Annotated in this window: 17 protein-coding genes; all 17 read right to left on the bottom strand. The window is 44.4% G+C overall.

Going from position 1 to position 20,675, the window contains the following annotated elements; translation table 11 throughout:
- Positions 1-76 precede the first annotated feature (76 nt).
- The 17 genes from AB4507_RS05290 to AB4507_RS05210 all read right to left on the bottom strand — a co-directional run bounded on the left by AB4507_RS05290 (position 77) and on the right by AB4507_RS05210 (position 20,623).
- Positions 77-955, bottom strand: a complete 879-nt coding sequence (locus tag AB4507_RS05290) for a LysR family transcriptional regulator (RefSeq protein WP_004733811.1) — start codon at positions 953-955, stop codon at positions 77-79.
- Between the two features lie 217 nt (positions 956-1,172).
- A complete protein-coding gene (locus AB4507_RS05285; protein WP_017063903.1) occupies positions 1,173-1,832 on the bottom strand; it encodes a sugar transferase in 660 nt (219 codons plus the stop codon).
- Between the two features lie 9 nt (positions 1,833-1,841).
- Positions 1,842-3,029, bottom strand: coding sequence for a glycosyltransferase family 2 protein (locus tag AB4507_RS05280; RefSeq protein WP_017059581.1), 1,188 nt, complete (start codon positions 3,027-3,029; stop codon positions 1,842-1,844).
- Positions 3,026-4,126 carry a glycosyltransferase gene (locus tag AB4507_RS05275; protein WP_372182338.1) on the bottom strand — a complete coding sequence of 367 codons (1,101 nt, stop codon included), beginning with the start codon at positions 4,124-4,126 and terminating at the stop codon, positions 3,026-3,028. The genes AB4507_RS05280 and AB4507_RS05275 overlap by 4 nt, the downstream gene beginning before the upstream one ends.
- Before the next feature lie 398 nt (positions 4,127-4,524).
- Positions 4,525-5,949 carry a GumC family protein gene (locus AB4507_RS05270; protein WP_372182337.1) on the bottom strand — a complete coding sequence of 475 codons (1,425 nt, stop codon included), beginning with the start codon at positions 5,947-5,949 and terminating at the stop codon, positions 4,525-4,527.
- Positions 5,946-7,064 carry a glycosyltransferase gene (locus AB4507_RS05265; RefSeq protein ID WP_017070858.1) on the bottom strand — a complete coding sequence of 373 codons (1,119 nt, stop codon included), beginning with the start codon at positions 7,062-7,064 and terminating at the stop codon, positions 5,946-5,948. Before AB4507_RS05265 ends, AB4507_RS05270 begins: the two co-directional genes overlap by 4 nt.
- Positions 7,057-7,842, bottom strand: a complete 786-nt coding sequence (locus AB4507_RS05260) for a DapH/DapD/GlmU-related protein (protein WP_372182336.1) — start codon at positions 7,840-7,842, stop codon at positions 7,057-7,059. The genes AB4507_RS05265 and AB4507_RS05260 overlap by 8 nt, the downstream gene beginning before the upstream one ends.
- Positions 7,843-7,934: 92 nt before the next feature.
- The gene (locus AB4507_RS05255) at positions 7,935-9,311 is read right to left on the bottom strand and encodes an O-antigen ligase family protein (RefSeq protein WP_372182335.1); all 1,377 of its coding nucleotides are present in this window, start codon (positions 9,309-9,311) and stop codon (positions 7,935-7,937) included.
- A gap of 250 nt (positions 9,312-9,561) precedes the next feature.
- On the bottom strand, positions 9,562-10,668 hold the full coding sequence (locus AB4507_RS05250; protein WP_372182333.1) for a glycosyltransferase family 4 protein: 1,107 nt from the start codon (positions 10,666-10,668) through the stop codon (positions 9,562-9,564).
- Positions 10,649-12,160: a sigma-54 dependent transcriptional regulator gene (locus tag AB4507_RS05245; protein WP_136978470.1), complete on the bottom strand. Its 1,512-nt coding sequence runs from the start codon at positions 12,158-12,160 to the stop codon at positions 10,649-10,651. Before AB4507_RS05245 ends, AB4507_RS05250 begins: the two co-directional genes overlap by 20 nt.
- 223 nt (positions 12,161-12,383) lie before the next feature.
- Positions 12,384-12,788: an Hpt domain-containing protein gene (locus tag AB4507_RS05240; RefSeq protein ID WP_017066737.1), complete on the bottom strand. Its 405-nt coding sequence runs from the start codon at positions 12,786-12,788 to the stop codon at positions 12,384-12,386.
- A 394-nt stretch (positions 12,789-13,182) separates the two neighbouring features.
- Positions 13,183-14,415, bottom strand: a complete 1,233-nt coding sequence (locus AB4507_RS05235; protein ID WP_017059590.1) for a glycine betaine/L-proline ABC transporter ATP-binding protein — start codon at positions 14,413-14,415, stop codon at positions 13,183-13,185.
- The gene (locus tag AB4507_RS05230) at positions 14,408-15,307 is read right to left on the bottom strand and encodes a proline/glycine betaine ABC transporter permease (RefSeq protein ID WP_017059591.1); all 900 of its coding nucleotides are present in this window, start codon (positions 15,305-15,307) and stop codon (positions 14,408-14,410) included. Before AB4507_RS05230 ends, AB4507_RS05235 begins: the two co-directional genes overlap by 8 nt.
- 147 nt (positions 15,308-15,454) lie before the next feature.
- Entirely contained in the window at positions 15,455-16,447 is a 993-nt protein-coding gene (locus tag AB4507_RS05225; RefSeq protein ID WP_017063893.1) for an ABC transporter substrate-binding protein, read from the bottom strand.
- Positions 16,448-17,001: 554 nt separating this feature from the next.
- On the bottom strand, positions 17,002-17,691 hold the full coding sequence (locus AB4507_RS05220) for a tyrosine-protein kinase family protein (protein WP_065677467.1): 690 nt from the start codon (positions 17,689-17,691) through the stop codon (positions 17,002-17,004).
- Positions 17,691-19,790, bottom strand: coding sequence for an SLBB domain-containing protein (locus AB4507_RS05215; RefSeq protein WP_102320213.1), 2,100 nt, complete (start codon positions 19,788-19,790; stop codon positions 17,691-17,693). The genes AB4507_RS05220 and AB4507_RS05215 overlap by 1 nt, the downstream gene beginning before the upstream one ends.
- Positions 19,787-20,623: an OmpA family protein gene (locus AB4507_RS05210; protein ID WP_102320212.1), complete on the bottom strand. Its 837-nt coding sequence runs from the start codon at positions 20,621-20,623 to the stop codon at positions 19,787-19,789. The genes AB4507_RS05215 and AB4507_RS05210 overlap by 4 nt, the downstream gene beginning before the upstream one ends.
- Between the last annotated feature and the right edge of the window lie 52 nt (positions 20,624-20,675).

Here is a 20,675-nt window from a genome sequence, read left to right as displayed (position 1 = left end):
AGTAATTCTATCTTTCAGTCTTGTTTAGATAATCTAGTCTTCACGTGAAACACTGTCACAATATTCGTTACAATAACTAGAGTTTCGGAAGCTCTTGTAATAAAAAATCAATCAAAAGCTGTGCTGAATGGCTTAACGCTTTACGCTGAGGATAGAGCAACCATGCTTCTTCTTCTTGAAGATTCTCGTCGGGGAACAGGTTAATCAAGGTGCCGTCTTTGAGTTGCTGTCGTACCAAGAGTTCTGGTAACAACGCGATGCCTCTATGTCGAATTACACCGCCTTTCACGAACCCAATGCTGTCGCTGACGACCGAAGGTTCAACTTTGATGGTATGATCTTTGATGTCCCATTGTTTGTCGATGTCGCCACTTGGCCACCTGAAGCAAACAAATGGGTAATTGGAGAGCTCTCTTAGGTTTGAGGGCTTGCCTTGTTTCTCTAGAAATTCAGGGCTTGCGACAAAAATACGCTGGAGAACCATCACTTTACGAGCAACCACGTTAGCGTCGCTCAACGTACCACCATGCATAGCGAGGTCTAATCCTTGACGGTACATGTCGACAAAGGCGTTACTTATGTTGCGAATATCAAGCTCAACCTTAGGGTACATATCTTGGAATTTAAACAGAGTCGACTGCATGATGTCGCTGGTTTCAGGCAATAGACCAATCTTAATTTGCCCGTGTGCAACCTCTGAAAGGTTGGAAGCGACATGGTTCGCTTTGTCGAGCGCACTTAGCGCATTGAGCAGCTCTTTGTAATAGAGCTCGCCAGATTTGGTTAAGGAGAGGCTTCGTGTGGTTCTAAAGAACAGTTGAATGCCGAGAGACTTCTCAAGGTCGTTAATTCTACGGCTAACGTTAGCTCGGGGAAGGTCAAGTGCATTGGCTGCGGCAGTAAAACTACCCAGTTCGACAACGGTGGTAAACAGCTTAAGATCTGCGATTTTCATAACAACGGCATTTAATCGTTTTTAGAACAGTATGTTGGCATCGTATACCAATTGGATTTTAAAATCGAAGCGTTCTTGGGTTTGGCTTGTTTTAAGACAGTAAAAAGCCAGCTGACAAATCATTATCAAAGCTGGCTTTGTATTCACATCGGACAAGACTGCTCTATTTACCACCTTGGACTAAGCAGCTTGTTCTTTCACCTTAGACCATACTGGTTTAGCGACCTCGACCATCTACCATGACGATGATGGTTTTAGAGATGATGCTGAGATCAGCGGCAATCCAAGACTTAACCGAACATAGGCTTAGTGCATAACTGTGGTCAAAACCTACTTTACGACGTACATCATCAATACAGGTGTCGTAACCTTGATTTACTTGTGCAAGCCCTGTAATACCAGGCATTACACCGTATGTGCGGTCGGCAAAGTAAGGAATTTCGTTCTCTAGTTTGGTGTAAAAAGTAGGGCGTTCAGGGCGCGGGCCAATTAGAGACATTTCACCTTTCAGTACATTGATCAGTTGTGGCAGTTCATCAAGACGTGTCTTTCTCAAAAAGCGGCCAACAGGCGTGATTCGCGGGTCATTCGCGGTAGCCCAAACTGCACCAGAGCGAGTTTCTGCATCCTCGTACATGCTACGGAATTTCATGATCTCAAAGATTTCCATTTTCTCCGGTGTCGATTTACCAACGCGCAATTGACGGTAGAAAATAGGGCCACGAGAAGTGAGTGCAATCGCCATCGCAATCAACGGAAATACGGGCGCTAGCAAAATCAAAGCAATCAGTGAGCTTACAAAATCGAAAGTACGTTTAGCACGTGAGATTTTGTATTGGTATAGGTTTTGGGTAGATAGCTGTTCGATGTTCATCATAATAAGTCCTTAATGATTTGCTCGTGTCCAAGGTGAGTTTTCTAGTCCGATTAGGTAACGAATGCCACCAATGAAGTTGGCGTAGTGTCCAACTATCAAATAAGAGATTAATGAAATAGGTTTGTTTACTAGACGCTTTGGCAAGATGCAGCCAAGGACGCCAATGGTATAAACGGCAACTTGAGCCCATAACAGCGCTTCAAATACCAAGTAGTTGCTAAGTAAGATTGAGCACACTAAGCACACAATCATTAAATAGGGAGTGAGTAGGCGAAGCCCTTTTCCTGAAAAGAACGCAAACGCGATGCCTTTAAACTTCGGGCTGAACAAGGCAAATAATCGAATCGCTTGTTGCATGTTGCCCGCTGAAATACGAAGTCTTCTTTTGAAGTCTGTTTCTAGGTTCGATTCTTCTAGCTCTAATGCCACCATTTGGGTTTCGTATTCGGCGATGTAACCTTGTTTAACGATTTGCATCGGTAAGATGAAATCATCATTAATAGTGTTGAGTGGAAGCAGTTCAAACAGGTGTGTTCTAAACAAGTAGAAAGCGCCATGAGAACCCAAGCTAGAACCTAACGAAGCCTCAGACTCTTTAACCGCGGTTTGGTACTGCCAATACGTGTTTTCGCCTTCATTGCCTGTTGGACAAAGTTGATACGTTGCGTTTACCACTCCAACCTTGTCACTTTCAAAATGAGCGGCAGCTATAAGCAAAGCATCCAATGAAATAAGGGCAGAAACATCACTCATCGCCGTGATATCACTGGTTATACGTGTCACTTCTTCATTAACAACCGCGACTTTACCTCGGTTTACTTGATGGTCATGTATCTCAAAATAGACATCACTGCACATCGCTTCTTGTATGGTCATTTGTGCAATGGCGACTGTGTTATCAGTGCAACCATCGCAAGCGATAATGACTTCCAACTTCTTTTTTGGGTAATCGAGTGAAGCAAGGTTACGAATCTTGTCTGCGATCCACTGTTCTTCGTTAAATGCAGGAACAAGAACGGTGATGGTCGGCAACGTGCAATCTTGCTGTTCCTCTTTGTAGCAACGATGACTCTCTTCAACTTTGCGTGCGGGGTGGCTTTTCGCATACCAACGCAGTAACAAAGGGTAGGCTGCGTGATGATAGACAATCAACGCACCTGAAAACAAACAAAGTCCCGCAAGCAACCAATCAATCATGCGTAAGCTCCTTCTGATATATCGTTGTAAGACGAAACCATTTTGATGATGTCGAAGTTTTCGAGTACGTAACGACGAGGTGACAAAAAGCGTTCATTTTGCTTTTCTAATAGCGCACTAGCTAACCCCACAATGCTGCCGCTTTTGACGAGGGCGCCGCTGACTGGACATAAGGTTTCATCGACGGCACCAACGTCCATTGCGACGGTTGGAATATTGCATGCTTGAGCTTCAAGTGTAGAAAGCGGCAGCCCTTCGTGGCGTGAAGGTAGGCAGAACGTATCCAACGCTCCGTAAAACGTGGTCATGTCTTCAACTAAGCCAAGAAAGATGACTCGGTCACTCAGATTCAAGCGGCTAGTCAGTTGCTCTAGTTGATTGCGTTTAGTACCGCCGCCAGCCAATGCGACAACCATGTTTGCAGGTAAAAGAGTCAGTGCTTTAATAAGTTGGTCTTGGCCTTTGACCTGTTCTAGTCGACCTGCACAACCGATGATGTGTTTGTCTGTCGGCAGGTTTAGTTTTGCTCTCGCGTGTTCTTTCGACATCGGCTTAAACTTCTCACAATCAACGCCATTTTTGATGGTAATGATGTTCTCATAAGAAAAAGCAGTGCGTAGTTGGTTATAAACACGTGTCGCGTCGGCAACTAACGTTGGTTGAGCAGCTTTTAATGCAAGCGCTTGTAATCGACGACGTTTGTTGTTGTTCAGATGCCAAGCGTCATGTTCGGTATGGATTCGAGTTGGAACCCCGGTTACGCGAGCGGCATAACCAGCGTATAACAGTGGGCCAATATGATGGGTATGAACCACATCAGGGCGAATCGCATTGAAGGCTTTAATTAGCTTAATAATGACATTGAATTGTACGCCTGGTGCTTTATCCAAAAAGACGATTTGCTTTTTGTATGGCTCTAGCTTCGGCCAGTTGTTTATAGACTCTTGTTTAGTACCCTCTAAACTGACAATCAACACTTGGTCTGTTGGTTTAGCAAGGCGCAGCAAATCTAACGTTAGGGTTTCTAATCCGCCTGGGGCAAGGTGTTGAACAACGTGTATGATCTTCTTGCCATGCTTTGTTATCTGGTTATTCATAATTTGGACCCTGCCTTTATAATTCTTGTTTCGCTTTTCTGACGTTTCTCTTGAAGTAACTTCTTTAAAACGTTTGACTACACAAGGAGTCTGCAGGAGTTGTGCCAATTAAATAACCGTTATTTTTCAGTTGTTTAGATTATTTAATTCTAGGGCAGTTTTCATTTCTCAAAATGGGAATCAAAACAAAATACAATTGAATGGCAGTTTGAATCATAGGGCTTGGGTAAATCGAAAGTAGCATTAGAACTTGGGGCTCTAAATAAACAAAACGCCAACCGAGTGTTGGCGTTTTGCTCTAGGATGCACGAAGCTTGGAAACTAGAAAGCTAGGAAGCACGAAGCTAGGAAATTAGAAAGCTGTGAATCTAGCAAGTCAAAAATGGCTTTGAGGCTGACTAGCTCATTTTAGGGATCACCGTTATCACAGGGACACCCAAGATATATTCGATTTCGTCTTTGCGTTTGATTGAAGAATCAAACAGTTCAAACAATACCGCTAAACCAATACCCAGTCCGATACCTGCAACGAATCCAGCCAGAATAAAAACAAAAGTCGGCATGTTAGATTTGATACTCGGTGTGAAAGGCAAATCGATAATCTTCACACGTTTGTTTTGCTCGAATACACCAAGCGAACCCGTTAGTTGAGCCATTTCATAACGCTCTGTCAGTTCATCATATAGTTGACGTTTGATTTCAACTTGACGTTTAAGGCGGTACATCTCTTTTGCATTTTCGCCGAAGTTATTGGCCTTGTGTTCTAATTCGAAAATCATAGTTCGAAGGCTTTTGGTCTCTTCAGTTAAAGACTCAAAGCGAGCACGAACCAGCTGTAGGCTGTGTAATTGAGTGACCAGAAGAGGTTGGGTATCAGAAAGTTTGTTCAGTGTCGTACTACTTGCGATGTCCCAAAGCTGGTCGCTGTTCATCGTTGGCTGGGTTACCTCGAGCAAACTCTTACGTTCATTCTCTAGTCTGTCTAGCTCACGCACTTTAGCTTGCACAGCACTGTGCTTGTCCGTGTATTTAGCTTGTAACAAGGTAAGGTCGCTACGAATGTCGATGATCTGGTCTTCTAATTTACCGATCACAGGGTTGGTTCTTGAAAGTTGTTGGTCGATTGACCCTAAACTTTTTTCGACACCCGATAACTCGGCCTCTTTTTCTGCCAGTGTTTGTTTGAGTGAAGCTAAGCGATTCAAACTTTGGCTCTGTACCTCAGGCGTCGAATGAACATTCTCATTCATGTATGCAGCTAGCGCTTCTTCTGCTTCTGCAAGCTCTGCGCTACGTTTGTCGATATGGATTTTCAAGAAGTTACTTGAATCTTCAATCGATGAACGTTCCGGTGCGAGTAACTGTTCAATGAAATGTTCACTTACCGAGCGCAGCGTCGCTTCCATTCCATTTGGTGTGTTCGACGTTAGACTTATCTTTAGAAAATCTTTTCCAAGCTGAGTCACCGTTAGACGTTGAGACAGGTCAGTAATGATCTCTTGTTTCTCAATTTCAGGCATATCTGGCGTGGTTAATTGCAGTTCATCAGCGACCGAGTAAAGCACATGTCGACTGTGAAGCAGTGTTCTCAATGCGTTAAGTCGATCTTTGAGCATCGTCGAAACGGCAATGTCTTCCAAGAATGGATTCATCTTGGCCGTTTCTTGAATCAACATACTGGTATGCGCGTCATATTTAGTTGGAGCCAACTTGCTCACACCAAAGCCTACAAAGGGCAAAATAAGCATTGGCAGAACGATAACGTAGCGTTGGCGCCACATCGCATTGATGATGACTAATAACCGCAATTTCAGATTATTCATAATAGCTCCAACATCCAATGTACGAAGTTACCACGGTTCTGCCAGCTCTCTTGTTCGACGACAGAGATAGGTGAGTTGCTTAGCTCGCGTGCATGATCAAGCGCCCAAATCATTTGGTTGGCACTGCCAACCGTGGTTACGTGCCCTTGATATGGAACCAAAGCAGGGAACGGTGTTGTGATAATGGGTGTGCCCGCCGCAAGGTATTCCATTAGTTTGAGTGGGCTACACGCTCGGATCTGCTCGTTATCAACAAACGGCAACAAGCTCACATCCCAGTGTTGAGAATAGCTTGGTAGCGTGTGGTGTGGACGAGGGCCAAGGTAATGTACGTTACTCAACTTAGGCAGCATGAGCGTATCAAGCTCGTTTGGACCTATGAAAACAAAGTCCCATTCCGGCATCGCATTCGCAACATGATCAATCATTTCATAATCAAGCCACTTAGAAAGGCTGCCATAAAAACCAGCAATAGGGCGGTGGTTGCTTGGTAAATCTTTTGCTCTTGGTGCGGGTGTTGAAAATAGGTCTACGTCGACACCATGTGGTAGCAAGTGCGCTTTATGCTTTGGAAATTTACCCATCAATTTTTTGCTAGCTGCGAATATAAGCGTTGATTTTTCGATTAGCTCTGATTCGTGCTGTGCAACGGTGTCATGATCAACACCAGCCAGCGCGCTAAAATCATCACCGCAGTAATAGACCACAGATGACTCGCCTAAGTGTCCGCACAAATCAACAGCGGTCGGAAGAGAAGTCCATAGGATAGGCGCGTTAAGATTAAGCTCTGCAATAACCGGTTTTAGTTGGTGCAACATCATTTGCTGAGCCAACTTTCTAGAAAATTTAGAAGCAGGCGCAGGGATTGTCTTTAAGTTAACGATAGTAATGTTGTCGTGTCCCTCAGAGTCGAGCATGTTTTGAGTTACGGCCTTGGTTTTACCAAACAATTTGTTGAACGCTCGGTTTGCATCTTTAGCGGACAGCTTCGGTTGTCTTAAGCCAATTGAGTTGACCCATAAGACTTTGTGCTGCTTAGCAAGGTGACGAACTAAATGTTGAGTCGATGAAGGTAGGCCACCAAAGTCTTCACCAAATACGATTAAATCACGCATGGTCACCTCCATGAGTCTCTAACGAATCGAACATATCGGATTCTGTCACTTCAACGGGTTTGATGTGACCGACAACTCGAGCTGGGTTACCGCCTGCGATTGCAAAAGCCGGGATGTTCTTTGTTACTACGCTGCCTGCGGCTATTACGGCACCTTCGCCGATGGTTACGCCACCTTTAACCGTCACATTCGTGCCTAACCAAACATCGGGTTCAAGAATGATGTCACCGATTTGCTGAGGGTCGTCACCTTCACCTAGCGCTCGGCGTTTTGCATCAAGCGGGTGTCCAGAGTATCCAAATAGAAAAGCGCCGCCTGCGATTCGTACGTTGTCAGAGATAACCACTTTACCTCCAACAGCGATAGTCGACTGCCAACCAATGTCGACGTTATTGCCAATCGACAATAGTGGGTGTTCCAAGCCTTCAAGTTGTTGAGTACAACCAGAGAATGTCGTGTGGCCAGAGATACGGCAGTTGTCGCCAATCGTAATTTGCACCGGACCGCTGACGAAAGGCAGTCCACCATACAAATACAGGCGTTTGCCACATTGAGCCACACGACCTTTGAGAGCCGGAGTCCAGTAGAAGAATCGCGTAAAGCCAGAAACCAGATTCACCACTAGCTTGTGCGCTTGATATAGACAGCGATTAAATAGTTTAGGGGTAGGTAGCTCTGCGCTTCTGATGTTTTTCAAAATGAAAAACACATTTCTAATTCGAGAATTAGGATGAAACTTAAGCCAATGTTTGAATTGATGTATAGATACTGACGTCATAATGAAAATCCTCTTTTTTGTTATATAGAAGTACTTTCATATATTGTGCCATCTAATAAATATAATATTTTCAATAGGTTAAAATGTGTCTTTTAGGTTTTCTCATTTTGACAGGCAGTTTGAGATACATTTGAGACGCAAACTGTGAGTGCTGCGAGGATATAAATCGGCCAGTTGAAGCCTTGAGTCAAAAATGTACCCGACACGATTGTTCCAATCAGACCTGCATAGATCGCATAGGCGACCGCATTGAGTTCGGGGGCGATTTCTGTGGCCGAGTTTTTTAACCTCGTTAGCGTAGAACGAGAGGTTTTGATCAAAGAAACGATAAGGCAGACAAAAATGATCAGACCAATAAAGCCTGTTTCTGCTAATACACCAAACCAAGTACTGTGAACGGCGTGATTAAGTCCGTCCCAGTGCGAACTATAAAAGAAGTAGTTCGAGAAGAAGTTGTTCAACCCTACGCCGGTCAGTGGGTTCTCAACTGCCATTTTTACTGCCGCTTCCCAAGCATAGATTCGCCCCATTGCAGATTCATCGATGCCTTGTTCAGCTGCACCACCAGAAGACCTGTCTGAGATCCCAGCAACCAAGTAGAGCACGACGGCCGCGACAGTTCCTACGGAGATTAAGAGGACTTTAGAGCGCACTAGCTTCCACGCAAAAATACCAATCACCGCAATACAACCCAGTAATCCGCCACGGCTTTGAGTGGCAATAATGGCGGCGAGCAGTAACAGACAAACTAAGGCACTGATTAAACGTTTGGGTCGTGAGATGCCAGTCGTGGTGGCTTGGCTTATTGTAAAGGCGAGTGGGAACATCAGTACCAGTGCTAGGTCGTTCGGGTCACCTAACATAGAGCCAAAATCGCGGCCAATAGTCACGCGTGAGCCCTCGACAAGCCCAATACCATTTACTGAGTTGTACACGGCAATAGAGCTGACTAAAGCGCCAGCGTAGATAATCGTCATCGCGGTTTTTGCGAGATTTTCAGTGGTGTTTACTAGCCAAGTAATCGCAAGCGTCATCACGATAATTTTCCAATAAACGCCCTTGAATTCTGCTAGTGCTATTGGCCTGTTGGACGCGAAGATAATACCAATGAAAACCAATACCCAAAATATGGCGAGCCAATTTAAACAAGGGTGCCAGAAGATTTTAAGCTCTTTACTAATTAATGCATGCCAGAGCAAAGCTGACAGTGCTCCTAGTGAAAGCATCAGCGGTAATTTTAACGAATAGAGCTGAGGTACGGCTTCGTGAATTCGGAAAAATGAAAAGACAACGAACAATAGAACTAACCAGAATGTCTTGTTTAACACGAATAACCCGGCTAATGGCACAAGAGCGAGCGCCACAATGACAGCAGGATGAGGCACAAAGTACCAAACAACACCAAGCCCAACACACAAGGTGCTGATCGTGATGATGACTGGCAATCTATTGGCTTCAGGGTTGACCATTGTGACCTCTATTGGCAAATAAACTCTTTAGGACTCGGCTCGCAATCTTTTTAGACGTAGTTACGCCTGATGTTAAAGATTGCAAAGTGAGTGCCAGTTATGCATTTTTTTAACTTACTGATTTAATGTTGGATTATTAAGTGAGGGCGTAGCCTTGAGGTGAGTTTTGTCATTTTGAGAATCAGTATAAAACTGACTAAAGTACTTAAATCATCAAGCCCAAATAACCAGTTATCGACTAAGGCTAGAATTAACGGTCGAGTTGATAGATTTCCAACAACTGCGGGACAACGGCTTGTGGAGAGTATTGGTTTTTCACGGTTTCTATCGCGTGACTCTTGAGAGAGTCACGCTGCTCGTTCGTCAATGACATCCACAAAGATAAAAACTGTTCTAGCTCAGCTTCTGAATTTGCAAGGTAGCCGTTAACTTGATGCTCGATGAGTTGAGGCAAGTTACCAACTGAGGTGGCGAGAACGGGAATGCCACGAATCATGGCTTCTAATGCCGCCATAGGTAAGCCTTCAAAGCGAGAAGGGATGATTAACAGATCGATTTGGCTCCAGACGTCGTCCATATTGGTCTGATGCCCATGAAAGGTCACATTATCAGGCTGCGATTTAACTAAGATGTCCATTTCTGGCCCGTCACCAAAAAGCTCAAACCGAACATCAGGAAACTGTTTGGCTAATGCAACAAATCGATCAGGCGCTTTTTCATGGCTCAATCGCCCCACAAAACCAACATGGAATGGGCTTGATGAAGGGGAGCTTGTTAACCCGCTTGGCATTTTAACAAAGTTATTCAATTGATGGGTTTGACTCGGCACTTTCGCTTTAATCTTTTCACTGACCACGAGCGACTGATCAGAAAGAAAGCTGCTGTAACGGTCGAGCCAGTCATAAAGCCATACTTTGCCTGTTGGGGTTTCACCTGCATGATAAGTGGTGATTTGCTTTGTGTTGTTGAAACGAGGCGGAAGCTTGATTAACTTGCTGACCAAACTGGCTTTGTAACCATGAGCATGGATAAGCCTTGGTTGATAATGTTGAACTGCACGTTTCAGCTGTGTCGCGCTATTGCCATTTGAATCTACAGAACATGAGGCTAAATCGGAGAGGTAACTAAAAGGGATGTTTAGCGCATTCAACTTTTCAACGATGATCGCTTCAGGATTAAACTTAGTCAAAAGAACGATACGAACAGCCTCTGAATACTGAGCACTTTCAGATATCAGGCCTTGTGCTAATTCTAAAACATGCGTTTCTATACCTCCAAAAGTTTGGCTGTCGATCAACAGCCAAATCTCATGAAGGTTTATGTCGAGTACACCTTGGTTAGGCTTGATTGTACTCATCTTCCGATTCCCAAGCCTGTTTCTTACGATAAACAGTAGAAGGGCTAAGTTCTAACAGCACAGCAGCGTTTAACACATTCCCATCGCAATGATTGATGGCATGTTGAATGGCTTCACGTTCTATTTGCCACATTGGACGAATAGCACCTTCGCTTGTGGTAAATGCAGGCGTCATCGGCTCATTGTGAGCTTGAGCAACTGACGATTGTTCCAACTCTTCCGGAGTAATCGGTGGCAACTTAGCTTCTGGTGCTTCAACAACTGCAGGTTGAGGCGCAGTTACTCGAATTGGTGTCACTGATTTAGATGATGGAGCGGCATCTACTTTATTAATCGGAGGCGGCAACATGTCTTTAGTCACGCTCGTTTCATTGTTCAACACCACGATGTTACGGATGATGTTTTGCAACTGACGCACATTGCCTGGCCACGCATAACGTTTAAGTAGATTCTGCGTTTCTTTGTCTATTGATTTGAACTTCTTCTTGTCTTGCTTCGCGTACAGTTTCAAGAAATGATTGCAAAGAGTGACAATGTCACTCCCTCGCTCGCGAAGCGGTGGCATCTCGATAGGCACAACGTGAACACGATAGTAAAGGTCTTCTCTAAAACGTCCTTCTTCTACTTCAACCAGTGGATCGCGGTTGGTCGCACAGATAATTCTGACATCCACTTTAATCTCGCGGTTGCCACCGAGTGGAGTAAACGTACCAGTTTGCAAAAATCTGAGGAGCTTCTTCTGCATCTCCAGTTCCATTTCACAAAGCTCATCGAGAAATAGGGTACCGCCATGCGCTTGCATTGCTGCACCTTTCCGGTCGGTTGTCGCACCGGTAAACGCACCTTTAACGTGACCGAAGATTTCACTCTCCATTAGGTCTCGAGGGATAGCGCCGCAGTTAATGGCCACGAAGGGTTTACCATTACGCTGACTCTCTTGGTGAATCGCTTCCGCACACACTTCTTTACCTGTACCACTTTCGCCGTTAATAAACACGCTGGCAGTGGTTGGTGCTACCGAATCAATGATCTTGTAAACCGCCTGCATGGGTAGGCAAGAGCCAATGAAATTATGAAAACGATCACGATCGAATTTGCTTTGCATGTTATCGACGAGGTTTTCGAGTTTCGCTCTTTTTAGATGCAAGCTAACAGAGGTCTTGAGTCGATCGGCTTGAATGGGTTTCTCTAAGAAGTCTTCTGCACCGCGTTGGATAAGGTCTACCGCGATGTTTACTGAACCATGCGCTGTCGCGATGATGACAGCGGTCGGTATTTCGTTAGCAGTAATCCAATCTAAGACTTCTTCGCCTGGCATGTCAGGAAGCTTAAGGTCGAGAATCACAAGCTGTGGAGAGTGCCTTTCAATGAAGGTCTTAGCTTCCGCGCCGGTTTCGACGTGGAAAATATCATAGGGCTCGTCTTTTACGTACTGCTTGTAGAGTACGGCGAGTGAGGTGGAGTCTTCAACTAACAATACCTTAGGGCGCATTGTGTATTCCTTTTGAAACTTTATCCTAACCAATCAATAACATAGTGATATGCAACCATCAATACGAGTCTTGTGTATTTGTTATCTACCACATGCAATCTTTTAAGAAGCGGCCTGTATAACTTCTCGCATTGCTGTTCATGATGGAGCCCATCTTATGGCGACTATATTAATAACGACTGTTTTGAGTTTTTAATCTGATACCGATAATGAACATGCAAAGCTAGCTGAAGCCTGCCTCTTTCCTTTCAAGCAAGGCTTTTATTGAACGCTCTGCGAGCTCTAGTAATTCATCAACTTGTCGAAATGCCGCATCATGACTCTGTTCTAAACATAGCTTTTCTAAAGCTCGAGCTAATTCACCCAAAGGGCGATTACCTAACGAAAGCGCTGTGCTGCCGAGTGTGTGGACCTCGAACTCAAGTGTTTGAGCGTCTTTCTGCGTGACAGCCTCTTTTATGGCGACCAAGCGTGTTTGTGATTCTTCGACATAATGGTCGATCAAGATAGGGATAATGTCCGCACTTGTATCGCGAATCATTTGCTCCAGAACGCTTTCATCGACAAGCTTGCTCACTTGTTGTGAGTTTAGATTTGTAGCTGCGTCTGACGCTAAAGTAGAATTCATCAAACTAAGTCCTTTTATTGAGCTTAATATCTGTTAATACTATTAAGTTTTAGTCATTTTCTAGAATAATTTCAACTGGTTGCCGTACAAATAGAGCATTTAATTGGCATCTCACTCATCTTGCTATTGGGTTTGTGACAAACCTAACGGACTGATTTTATTTTGTTTTCTCTTATGAAATATAAACTTAGGTGCCTATAAAGCCTAAGGTGCGGGTAGATCTCAGAAGAAAACGAGCCCGATACAAATAAAAAAGACCACTGCAGTGAAATAACAACAGTGGTCTTAGAGCGGTTTATGTAGTTTAGGCTAATCTAAATAGCAATAACTCAAATAACGATAACCCAAACAATGATAATTTAAACAGCCGTGCTTTAAATCACGAAAAGTAGGACTACGAAGCTTTATCAATCTTTGGCTTTGGGTCGGCTTCTACTTCTTCCTCGCTACTTTCTGAGAAGATATCAGCAACAGCGCTTCTCTCGAGTTCACCTTTTAGATTACCGTCTTCATCAACAACTGGAAGAGAGTAGTCACAAGACATAGTGTCCGGTAGCACTTCTTCAATCACCGCATCTGGTAAGATGGCAGGGACTTCTTCGTATATCTCATCACTAAAATCATGTACCGATGAATCTTCAACTGCGTCTTGTAGGCTCTCTTGTGTGACTAGGCCTTGATAGCCGTCATCCGTTACGTGATAAGCGTAATCGTTTTTCAGCATCTTCATCTGTGCCAGAGCACCTTCAATCGTTTCTGATGTGATTCGATACAGAGGAGGCTGCATAACGGTTTCAACGGTCAGTGCACGAGCACGGTTTACGTCTTTCACGAACGCTTCCACGTAATCATCGGCTGGATTTAGCAGAATCTCATGTGGTGTGCCTTGTTGTACTAACTCGCCGTCTTTCAAAATTGCGATTCTATCGCCTAGGCGGAGTGCTTCGTCCAGATCATGAGTGATGAAAACAATCGTCTTATGAAGCTTCTCTTGAAGTTCGATAAGCTGATCTTGCATTTCACTTCGAATCAAAGGGTCGAGTGCCGAAAAGGCTTCATCCATTAACAAGATTTCAGCGTTAGTACACAGAGCGCGAGAAAGGCCAACACGTTGTTGCTGACCACCTGAAAGTTGCGCAGGGTATTGCTTGCCGTAACCTTTTAAGCCCACCGTTTCTAACCATTCGTTGGCTTTCGCTAAACGGTCTTCTTTTTTGATGCCTTGTACTTCCAACCCGTACGCAACGTTTTCAACCACAGTGCGATGAGGCATTAAGCCAAAGCGTTGGAATACCATCGACATTTTATGACGACGGAACTCTTCTAGCTGTTTAGTGTTGAGGCTCATCACATCAATGCCTTCAACCATGATTTTACCTTGAGTCGGGTCAATCAAACGGTTGAAGTGGCGAATCAGCGTCGATTTACCCGAGCCAGAAAGCCCCATGATAACGAAGATTTCACCACGGTTAATCTCAAGGTTGATCTCTTTTAAACCAACGGTATGACCCGTATCCGCAAGAATCTGATCTTTGTGTTCGCCGTTTTGAACTCGGTTCATAACAGACATTGGTTTCGGTCCAAACACCTTGTACAGACCACTAATTTCAATCAATGGTTTAGTCATGCTTGAATCCTCCTAAATGCGCATTAGTTCTTCTTGCGTACGCCTGAGAAGCGCGGTCAAAAAGGATTGCGAGGGCAACGATGGCGAAACCATTCATCAAGCCTAATGTGAAGTACTGGTTAGTAATCGATTTGAGAACCGGTTGTCCTAGGCCTTTCACACCAATCATGGATGCGATAACAACCATAGACAGCGCCATCATGATGGTTTGGTTAATACCCGCCATGATCGTTGGCATTGCTAGAGGAAGTTGAACACCCCATAAGCGTTGCTTTTTGCTCGCACCGAAAGCGGTAGCGGCTTCAAGGACTTCTTTATCAACTAAGCGTATGCCTAGGTTAGTTAGACGAATTACAGGTGGAATCGCGTAGATAACCACGGCGATTAGCCCTGGAATCTTACCGATGCCCAGTAGCATTACCACTGGAATCAAATAAACGAACGCAGGCATGGTTTGCATGATATCGAGCATCGGCGTAACAATTGACTGAGCTCGATTTGAACGAGCCATCGCAATACCAATCGGAATGCCCAAGAATATTGAAACCAAGGTACATACAGTGATGATACTGAGCGTCCGCATGGTGTCTTCCCACATTCCAAAGTAACCAATGAGAAGTAGAGAAGCAACACAGCCTAGAGCCAGTTTCCAAGAACGGCTTGCTGCGTAGACAAGGCTGGTACACACAGCCAGGACTATAATCCAAGGTGTTGAGATAAGGAGTTTTTCAAACCAAACGAGGAATGAAAGAAGAGGGTCAAAGAGAGATTCAATCATTTCGCCGTATTCACGGGAAAATTCACGGTATGCGCCATCTAGCGTCTTTTTTATGGTTCGTAAATCACCGCGTTCCATCTCTGGAAAGCTTGATAACCAATTGCTGTCAGCCATTTTATATCCTTATAGTTCGGAGCCACTTGTCCATGCGATAAGAAAATCGCTAATGAAAAGGGCTCCGAATCATGAATAACATCAAGTATAGCGACGTTATTTCTGTTTTATTGTTGAAGCGTAATTACTTGTTATTAAATCAAGCTCTTACAGCTCTGCTTCAACTTTCTTAGCCACTTCTTCAGAAACCCATGGGTGCCATACTTCTGGGAATTCACTTAAGAAATGCAGACTCGCTTCTTCGCCATCAGCTTGGTTGTCTTCCATCCAAGCAAGTAGCGAGTTCATTTTGTCGTTTGTGAAACCACGTTTAGTAAAGTAGTCGTACGCTTCAGGAGCACGTGACGCAAAACTTTCAGTGGTAATCGTGTGAACAGGTGAAGGCGGGTACATGGTCGCTTTTGGCGATTCACAATCTTCTTTGGTGGTACAGTTAAGGAACTCTTCCTCATTAACGCCACTGCCAAAGTCGACTTTAACCATGTCGTATTTACCTAGAACAGCGGTCGGTGCCCAGTAGTAACCAAACCAAGCTTCTTCACGTTCATAAGCTTTTGCGATAGAGCCAGATAAGCCGGCACTCGAGCCTGGATCAACAATCGTGAAACCGCTGTTTTCTAGCTCAAGAGCATTAAACAAGTTTCCGGCGCTGATCTGACAGTTCCAGCCTGCAGGGCAGCTGTAGAATGCAGATGTATCTGGGTCTTCAGGGTGTTTGAATAAGCTTGCGTTTTTGCGTACGCCTTCGATGGTTGCCATTTCAGGGTACTGTTTTACTAGGTAAGCTGGAACCCAAAAGCCTTCTTCGCCGCCGTTCACAAGTGCTTTACCTGCGTAGCGAAGACGTTTTTCTTCAACACCTTTATCTAATGCGTCTTTTAAGCTGTTGCTCCAAAGTTCAGGTGCAACATCAGGCTGGCCTTTTTCGATCATAGACGTGCCTGTTGGCATAGTGTCGCCAGGGATAAGTTCAGCATCACACCCATAACCATGTTCAAGGATGAATTGGTCGATATTGGCGATCAGTGTTGCAGAGTTCCAGTTCATATCTGCGATTGTTACGCTGCCACATTCTCCAGCGTTAGCATTACCGCTGGCTGCTGCTACTAACAAAAATACGGAGCTTAACTTGTATTTCATATTGAGTTTCCTTTCTCTTTAATAATACAACTAAGGTAACCAAGGTAAATTGATTATCTAAATTGCTCGATGGTGATCCTTTCCGTGTATTTGAACCATTTGAGCAGAAGGAGGGATGGGTGAAGTTTGAATAGATAAACGTGCAAAGTCAGTGAAGTGTGATTTGCCAATTCATCCACTGTGTTTCAACAGCCATCGGATAACTTTGTCAAACTATTACAAATTCGTCAAAAACCACCTCTATTTATAATCTTAGGGAATAATCGTACGAATTCCATCTTTGATTCGATTTACATGGCACTTTAACCGTCTGTGTCACATTACCGCTAAAGTTAGGCGTGGGGCTGTTGATTTTTGGATGAGTTTAAAGGTGGTAAGACCACAACTTGCGTGCGTGAAATGCGTTGAATAGTTTTTAAAATCGTATTTTTAGTCATATTTTCGCCAAAAACACTCAATTTGGTTTTTATTTATTCAGAACTGTTGGAGCTTGAAGTCTAATAAGATAGGTGGCTGTCATGGTTTAATGACAGCCAGAAAGTAGCAAAAGAAAGTTACATCGGAAGGTTCAAAAACTCATTTTGATACAGCTTGTTTGCCAAGCTATCGCGAAACTTAGCGGGGATGAATTTCATTCGATTGATTTGTCTGACCAACTCTTGTGCAAAGCTAGGTTTTTGTTTCATGTTCATCACGCAGCCCATTAGATTGATACTTTGTGCATCAAGCAGCTTTTTCGCTTGTTCTAGGTGGTGACTCGACGTTTCACCATAAGCGACAACCATTAGTGTGCTTTCACAAGCACTCGCCACAGACTGCGCCGGAATGTTTCCTTTGTTTATGTTGAGAAGCGGTGAGGTATCAATGATGACTCTGTCGTATTTCTCTAACCATTTGTTGACCACTTTTTGTAACGTTGTCGGATCTTTATAAGCCAATTGCGTTGAAGCAACTTGTGGAGCAGGGACACCGATAAATGTACGCTGAGATTCAACATGTTCAATCAATTGACCTTGCTGATTATCTTCTAGCATATTCAAATCTTTGAAAGCAGGGTTGAATAAGTTGAGATCAACATAAAGCGTAGAATGACCCGCAAGAAGAAAACGCTCGGCTAATGCGGTTGCAATAGATGTTACGCCGTCACCTGAATGGCAGGCGGTGACGCATATTGATTTTTGGCCGTTAAGTTCAGAAGCTAAATACAGTTGCTCGACTTCGGCATGGGTCGCTGAAATAGTCATTATAAAGCTCCTATTAATACGATGGTCGTGGTGATACGCAGTATGTCATCAAGTCCGACTCGTGCTTTCTCAATAAAACTTTCGCGACGGTCTGGAATGTAAATCGTGTCACCGGCGCGCAGCACCGGCAGGTTGTAAATGTTCGCCGTTTTGCTGAATTCAACAAGGTCAAAAGTACGAGCCTGACCTTGGCAACAAGACATATTGACGATGGTAATTTTCTCTACGTAAGCATTGTCGGTAGGGCCTGCAGCTTCTGCCAGAATATCTAGAATGGTCATGTTGTCGTTGAATACATAACGCCCTGGGTTGTTAATCGCACCAAGCACACGAACGGTTTCTTCTTTCGGTGTATCTAACCAGTTTTTGCCTTTCTCTGGGATGTAAATCGTGTCGCCAGTGGTTACGTTTGGCAGTAACGATTCGTCACCGGTTTCGAAGTACAGTGATAAGTTAAGTTTGCTTACTTGCGAATAGGTTTTGTCACGATGCGTTACTCGAACATTGTGGATGTCGGCATCCTTTGTTGGGCCATCAGCCGCTGACAAGATATCAAGGAAGTGCATGTCTTTGGTGAAGCGGTAACGACCAGGCGCATTCACTTGTCCAAAGATGTAGATCGAAGCATCAGAGCTTTGACGAACCCATTGTGATTTATTGTCTGAAGGATCTTGTGGCAAGTCGTGAACGCGCACGATAGAACCCGCTCGAATTTGTGGCATTTGATCACGTGGCGCACCATTTCGAATAAAATCATCAAGGTTAAACACAACCAACTTTCTACCAGTCACGACTTCAATTTTTGATGTGTCTGCGCGTAGCGTAGGGCCGCCGACGTGTGCCAATAGCCCCATGAAGTTCATTTCATCTGACCATTCAATACGACCAGGTCGATTCACCTCACCAATCACGTTAACCGCTCGGTCTGGCGTAATTTTCAACCAAGACTTCTCGTTCATGTCGGTTTTCTCGGGAACGAAAATCGCGTCACCAGCTTTGATGCTAGGAGGGTTAGAGTTAGGTAAGCCTTCAGTGTAAGCCGCTAAATCGAATTTAAGCACTCTGCCATCTGCTTTGATAACACGGATTTGTCGTGACTCTGCAAATCGAGTTGGGCCGCCCGCATTCGCCAAGATATCCATAAAGGTCGCGTCTCTTTTGCCTTCAAAAGCACCAGGGGCTGCGACTTCGCCCATTACGTAAACCATGTTGGCGCCGGATTTGATCTCTTCTTCTTGCTTGGGAACGAAAATGGTCGCACCCGGGCGTAAAATTGGAAGCAGACTTTCGTCACCAGAATCTAAGTAACGTTTTAGGTTGAATAGCGTTGGGGTGTTGTTCGAAATCACTCGGATTTGCTCAACACTGGCATAACGAGTTACGCCGCCCGAACGCATAAGTACGTCGACAAGGTCGGTGTTCTCTTTGTAAGTGAACGAACCCGGCGCGTTCACCTCACCAAACACTTTGATGGAGTTACGAGAATCAGCACTGTCACCTGAGTTAGCAAGCTTTGCTGCATCGAACTCTTGCTCGATGTTACCGACTAATGGAGAAGCTGGAACGAATAGTGAATCCAGTGATTGAAGAGTAGGTAATGTTGACTCGTCTCCTGAATCAAGGAATCGTTTGTAGTTAAACTCTTTCTTATCCGCGCCTCGCTTAAGAATAAGCTTGTCCAGTTGCGCGCCCGGGCGTAAACCACCCGCAGCGTAAAGTGCCATTTGGATGCTAGAACCTAATGCGAGAGTGTATTCGCCAGGCTGTTCTACATAACCTTGCACATAGATAATGATTTGCTGCTCTTTTACATACACTGAAGCGTTCGAAAGATCTTTATAAGCGGTTGCCAGCGACTCTAGAACGACTTTGTTAAGCTGTTCGCTGTCGTAACCTGCAACAAACACAGCGCCTACTTCAGGAAGGGTAATACGTCCACGCTTATCCACCTGGAACCCCGTGTTTAAGGTGCTTTCACCGGGTACATTAACTTGGATAAGGTCACCGACTTGAACCGCGTCTGAAAACTCGTCGTTAGCATTGACAACATTCGCAAAGCTCAACGACAGGGTGATGATAAAAGCGATTAAGGATTTCATATTCCACCTCCCATTTTCTCGGCATTCTTAGGCGAGATAACTTCGATACTTACTCGGCGGTTAGTTAAACGTGTGCCGTCAGATTCGCCTTCAAAAAGAGGGACGGTTTCGCCAACAGATACGGCTTTGATTCGTTGAGCGCCTAGTCCAAAAATAGTCAGGTAGCGTTCGACTTGTTTCGCTCGTCCAAGTGCTAACTTGTCGTTGTATTCTTCGGCACCCGTTGCATCAGCATGGCCGGTAACAACAAGGTCTAGGGATTTGTGTTCTTTAAGTAAAGTGGTCGCCTCGGCCAGTCTTCCCATATACTTAGGATTTACTTCAGTCGAGTTTTCCGCAAATTGGTTGTCAACATTAAGTAGGTCATACAACTGTTCAATAACCGACAGTTGCATTCTAAATTGATTTTCATTTTGTGGTGGCTCACAGCGGGCTTGTGAAGTTACGTAATCCAGTTGGACCTCAAGTTCATTTAGGCGTTTTCTTTGGATTACTAAGTCGTTGGCTGCATCCAGTAGTAGACCACCTTGAAGTTCGCGAGCAATACGATTTTGCTTTTCGATTGCTTGAACAACAGCAGCGGGGAAACACCAACGAGCACCTTCTTGAATCAAAGCATCAAGGTGCAATTTAGCGAGCTGCCAATCAAAGCGTAATCCATGTTCCGGACCAAGAGGCTCGTCTGGCATGACAGGAGAGAAGTCTGAGTTTTGATAGTTAATAGAATCGTAACTTTCAGCCAAACCCCCTGTGCCTTGTTCAGGATAGCTAGTACAGCCACCCAGAACGAGAGCGGACAGAGAAAGGGCTATGTAGTTTTTCAGTATTTTCATGCCAACGTCCTATGTTTCTAATTTTTCTTATTATTTTTTGTTACTTCTAGCT

Source organism: Vibrio sp. 10N.222.54.A3 (genome assembly GCF_041474095.1).
GTDB lineage: Bacteria > Pseudomonadota > Gammaproteobacteria > Enterobacterales > Vibrionaceae > Vibrio > Vibrio crassostreae_C.
Note: the sequence above shows the minus strand (reverse complement) of the source record. Positions and strands in the feature narration are given on the sequence as shown.

Coding starts and splice junctions, on each gene's coding strand:
- AB4507_RS05290 (WP_004733811.1), bottom strand. CDS start 955: ATGAAAATCGCAGATCTTAAGCTGTTTACCACCGTTGTCGAACTGGGT.
- AB4507_RS05285 (WP_017063903.1), bottom strand. CDS start 1,832: ATGATGAACATCGAACAGCTATCTACCCAAAACCTATACCAATACAAA.
- AB4507_RS05280 (WP_017059581.1), bottom strand. CDS start 3,029: ATGATTGATTGGTTGCTTGCGGGACTTTGTTTGTTTTCAGGTGCGTTG.
- AB4507_RS05275 (WP_372182338.1), bottom strand. CDS start 4,126: ATGAATAACCAGATAACAAAGCATGGCAAGAAGATCATACACGTTGTT.
- AB4507_RS05270 (WP_372182337.1), bottom strand. CDS start 5,949: ATGAATAATCTGAAATTGCGGTTATTAGTCATCATCAATGCGATGTGG.
- AB4507_RS05265 (WP_017070858.1), bottom strand. CDS start 7,064: ATGCGTGATTTAATCGTATTTGGTGAAGACTTTGGTGGCCTACCTTCA.
- AB4507_RS05260 (WP_372182336.1), bottom strand. CDS start 7,842: ATGACGTCAGTATCTATACATCAATTCAAACATTGGCTTAAGTTTCAT.
- AB4507_RS05255 (WP_372182335.1), bottom strand. CDS start 9,311: ATGGTCAACCCTGAAGCCAATAGATTGCCAGTCATCATCACGATCAGC.
- AB4507_RS05250 (WP_372182333.1), bottom strand. CDS start 10,668: ATGAGTACAATCAAGCCTAACCAAGGTGTACTCGACATAAACCTTCAT.
- AB4507_RS05245 (WP_136978470.1), bottom strand. CDS start 12,160: ATGCGCCCTAAGGTATTGTTAGTTGAAGACTCCACCTCACTCGCCGTA.
- AB4507_RS05240 (WP_017066737.1), bottom strand. CDS start 12,788: ATGAATTCTACTTTAGCGTCAGACGCAGCTACAAATCTAAACTCACAA.
- AB4507_RS05235 (WP_017059590.1), bottom strand. CDS start 14,415: ATGACTAAACCATTGATTGAAATTAGTGGTCTGTACAAGGTGTTTGGA.
- AB4507_RS05230 (WP_017059591.1), bottom strand. CDS start 15,307: ATGGCTGACAGCAATTGGTTATCAAGCTTTCCAGAGATGGAACGCGGT.
- AB4507_RS05225 (WP_017063893.1), bottom strand. CDS start 16,447: ATGAAATACAAGTTAAGCTCCGTATTTTTGTTAGTAGCAGCAGCCAGC.
- AB4507_RS05220 (WP_065677467.1), bottom strand. CDS start 17,691: ATGACTATTTCAGCGACCCATGCCGAAGTCGAGCAACTGTATTTAGCT.
- AB4507_RS05215 (WP_102320213.1), bottom strand. CDS start 19,790: ATGAAATCCTTAATCGCTTTTATCATCACCCTGTCGTTGAGCTTTGCG.
- AB4507_RS05210 (WP_102320212.1), bottom strand. CDS start 20,623: ATGAAAATACTGAAAAACTACATAGCCCTTTCTCTGTCCGCTCTCGTT.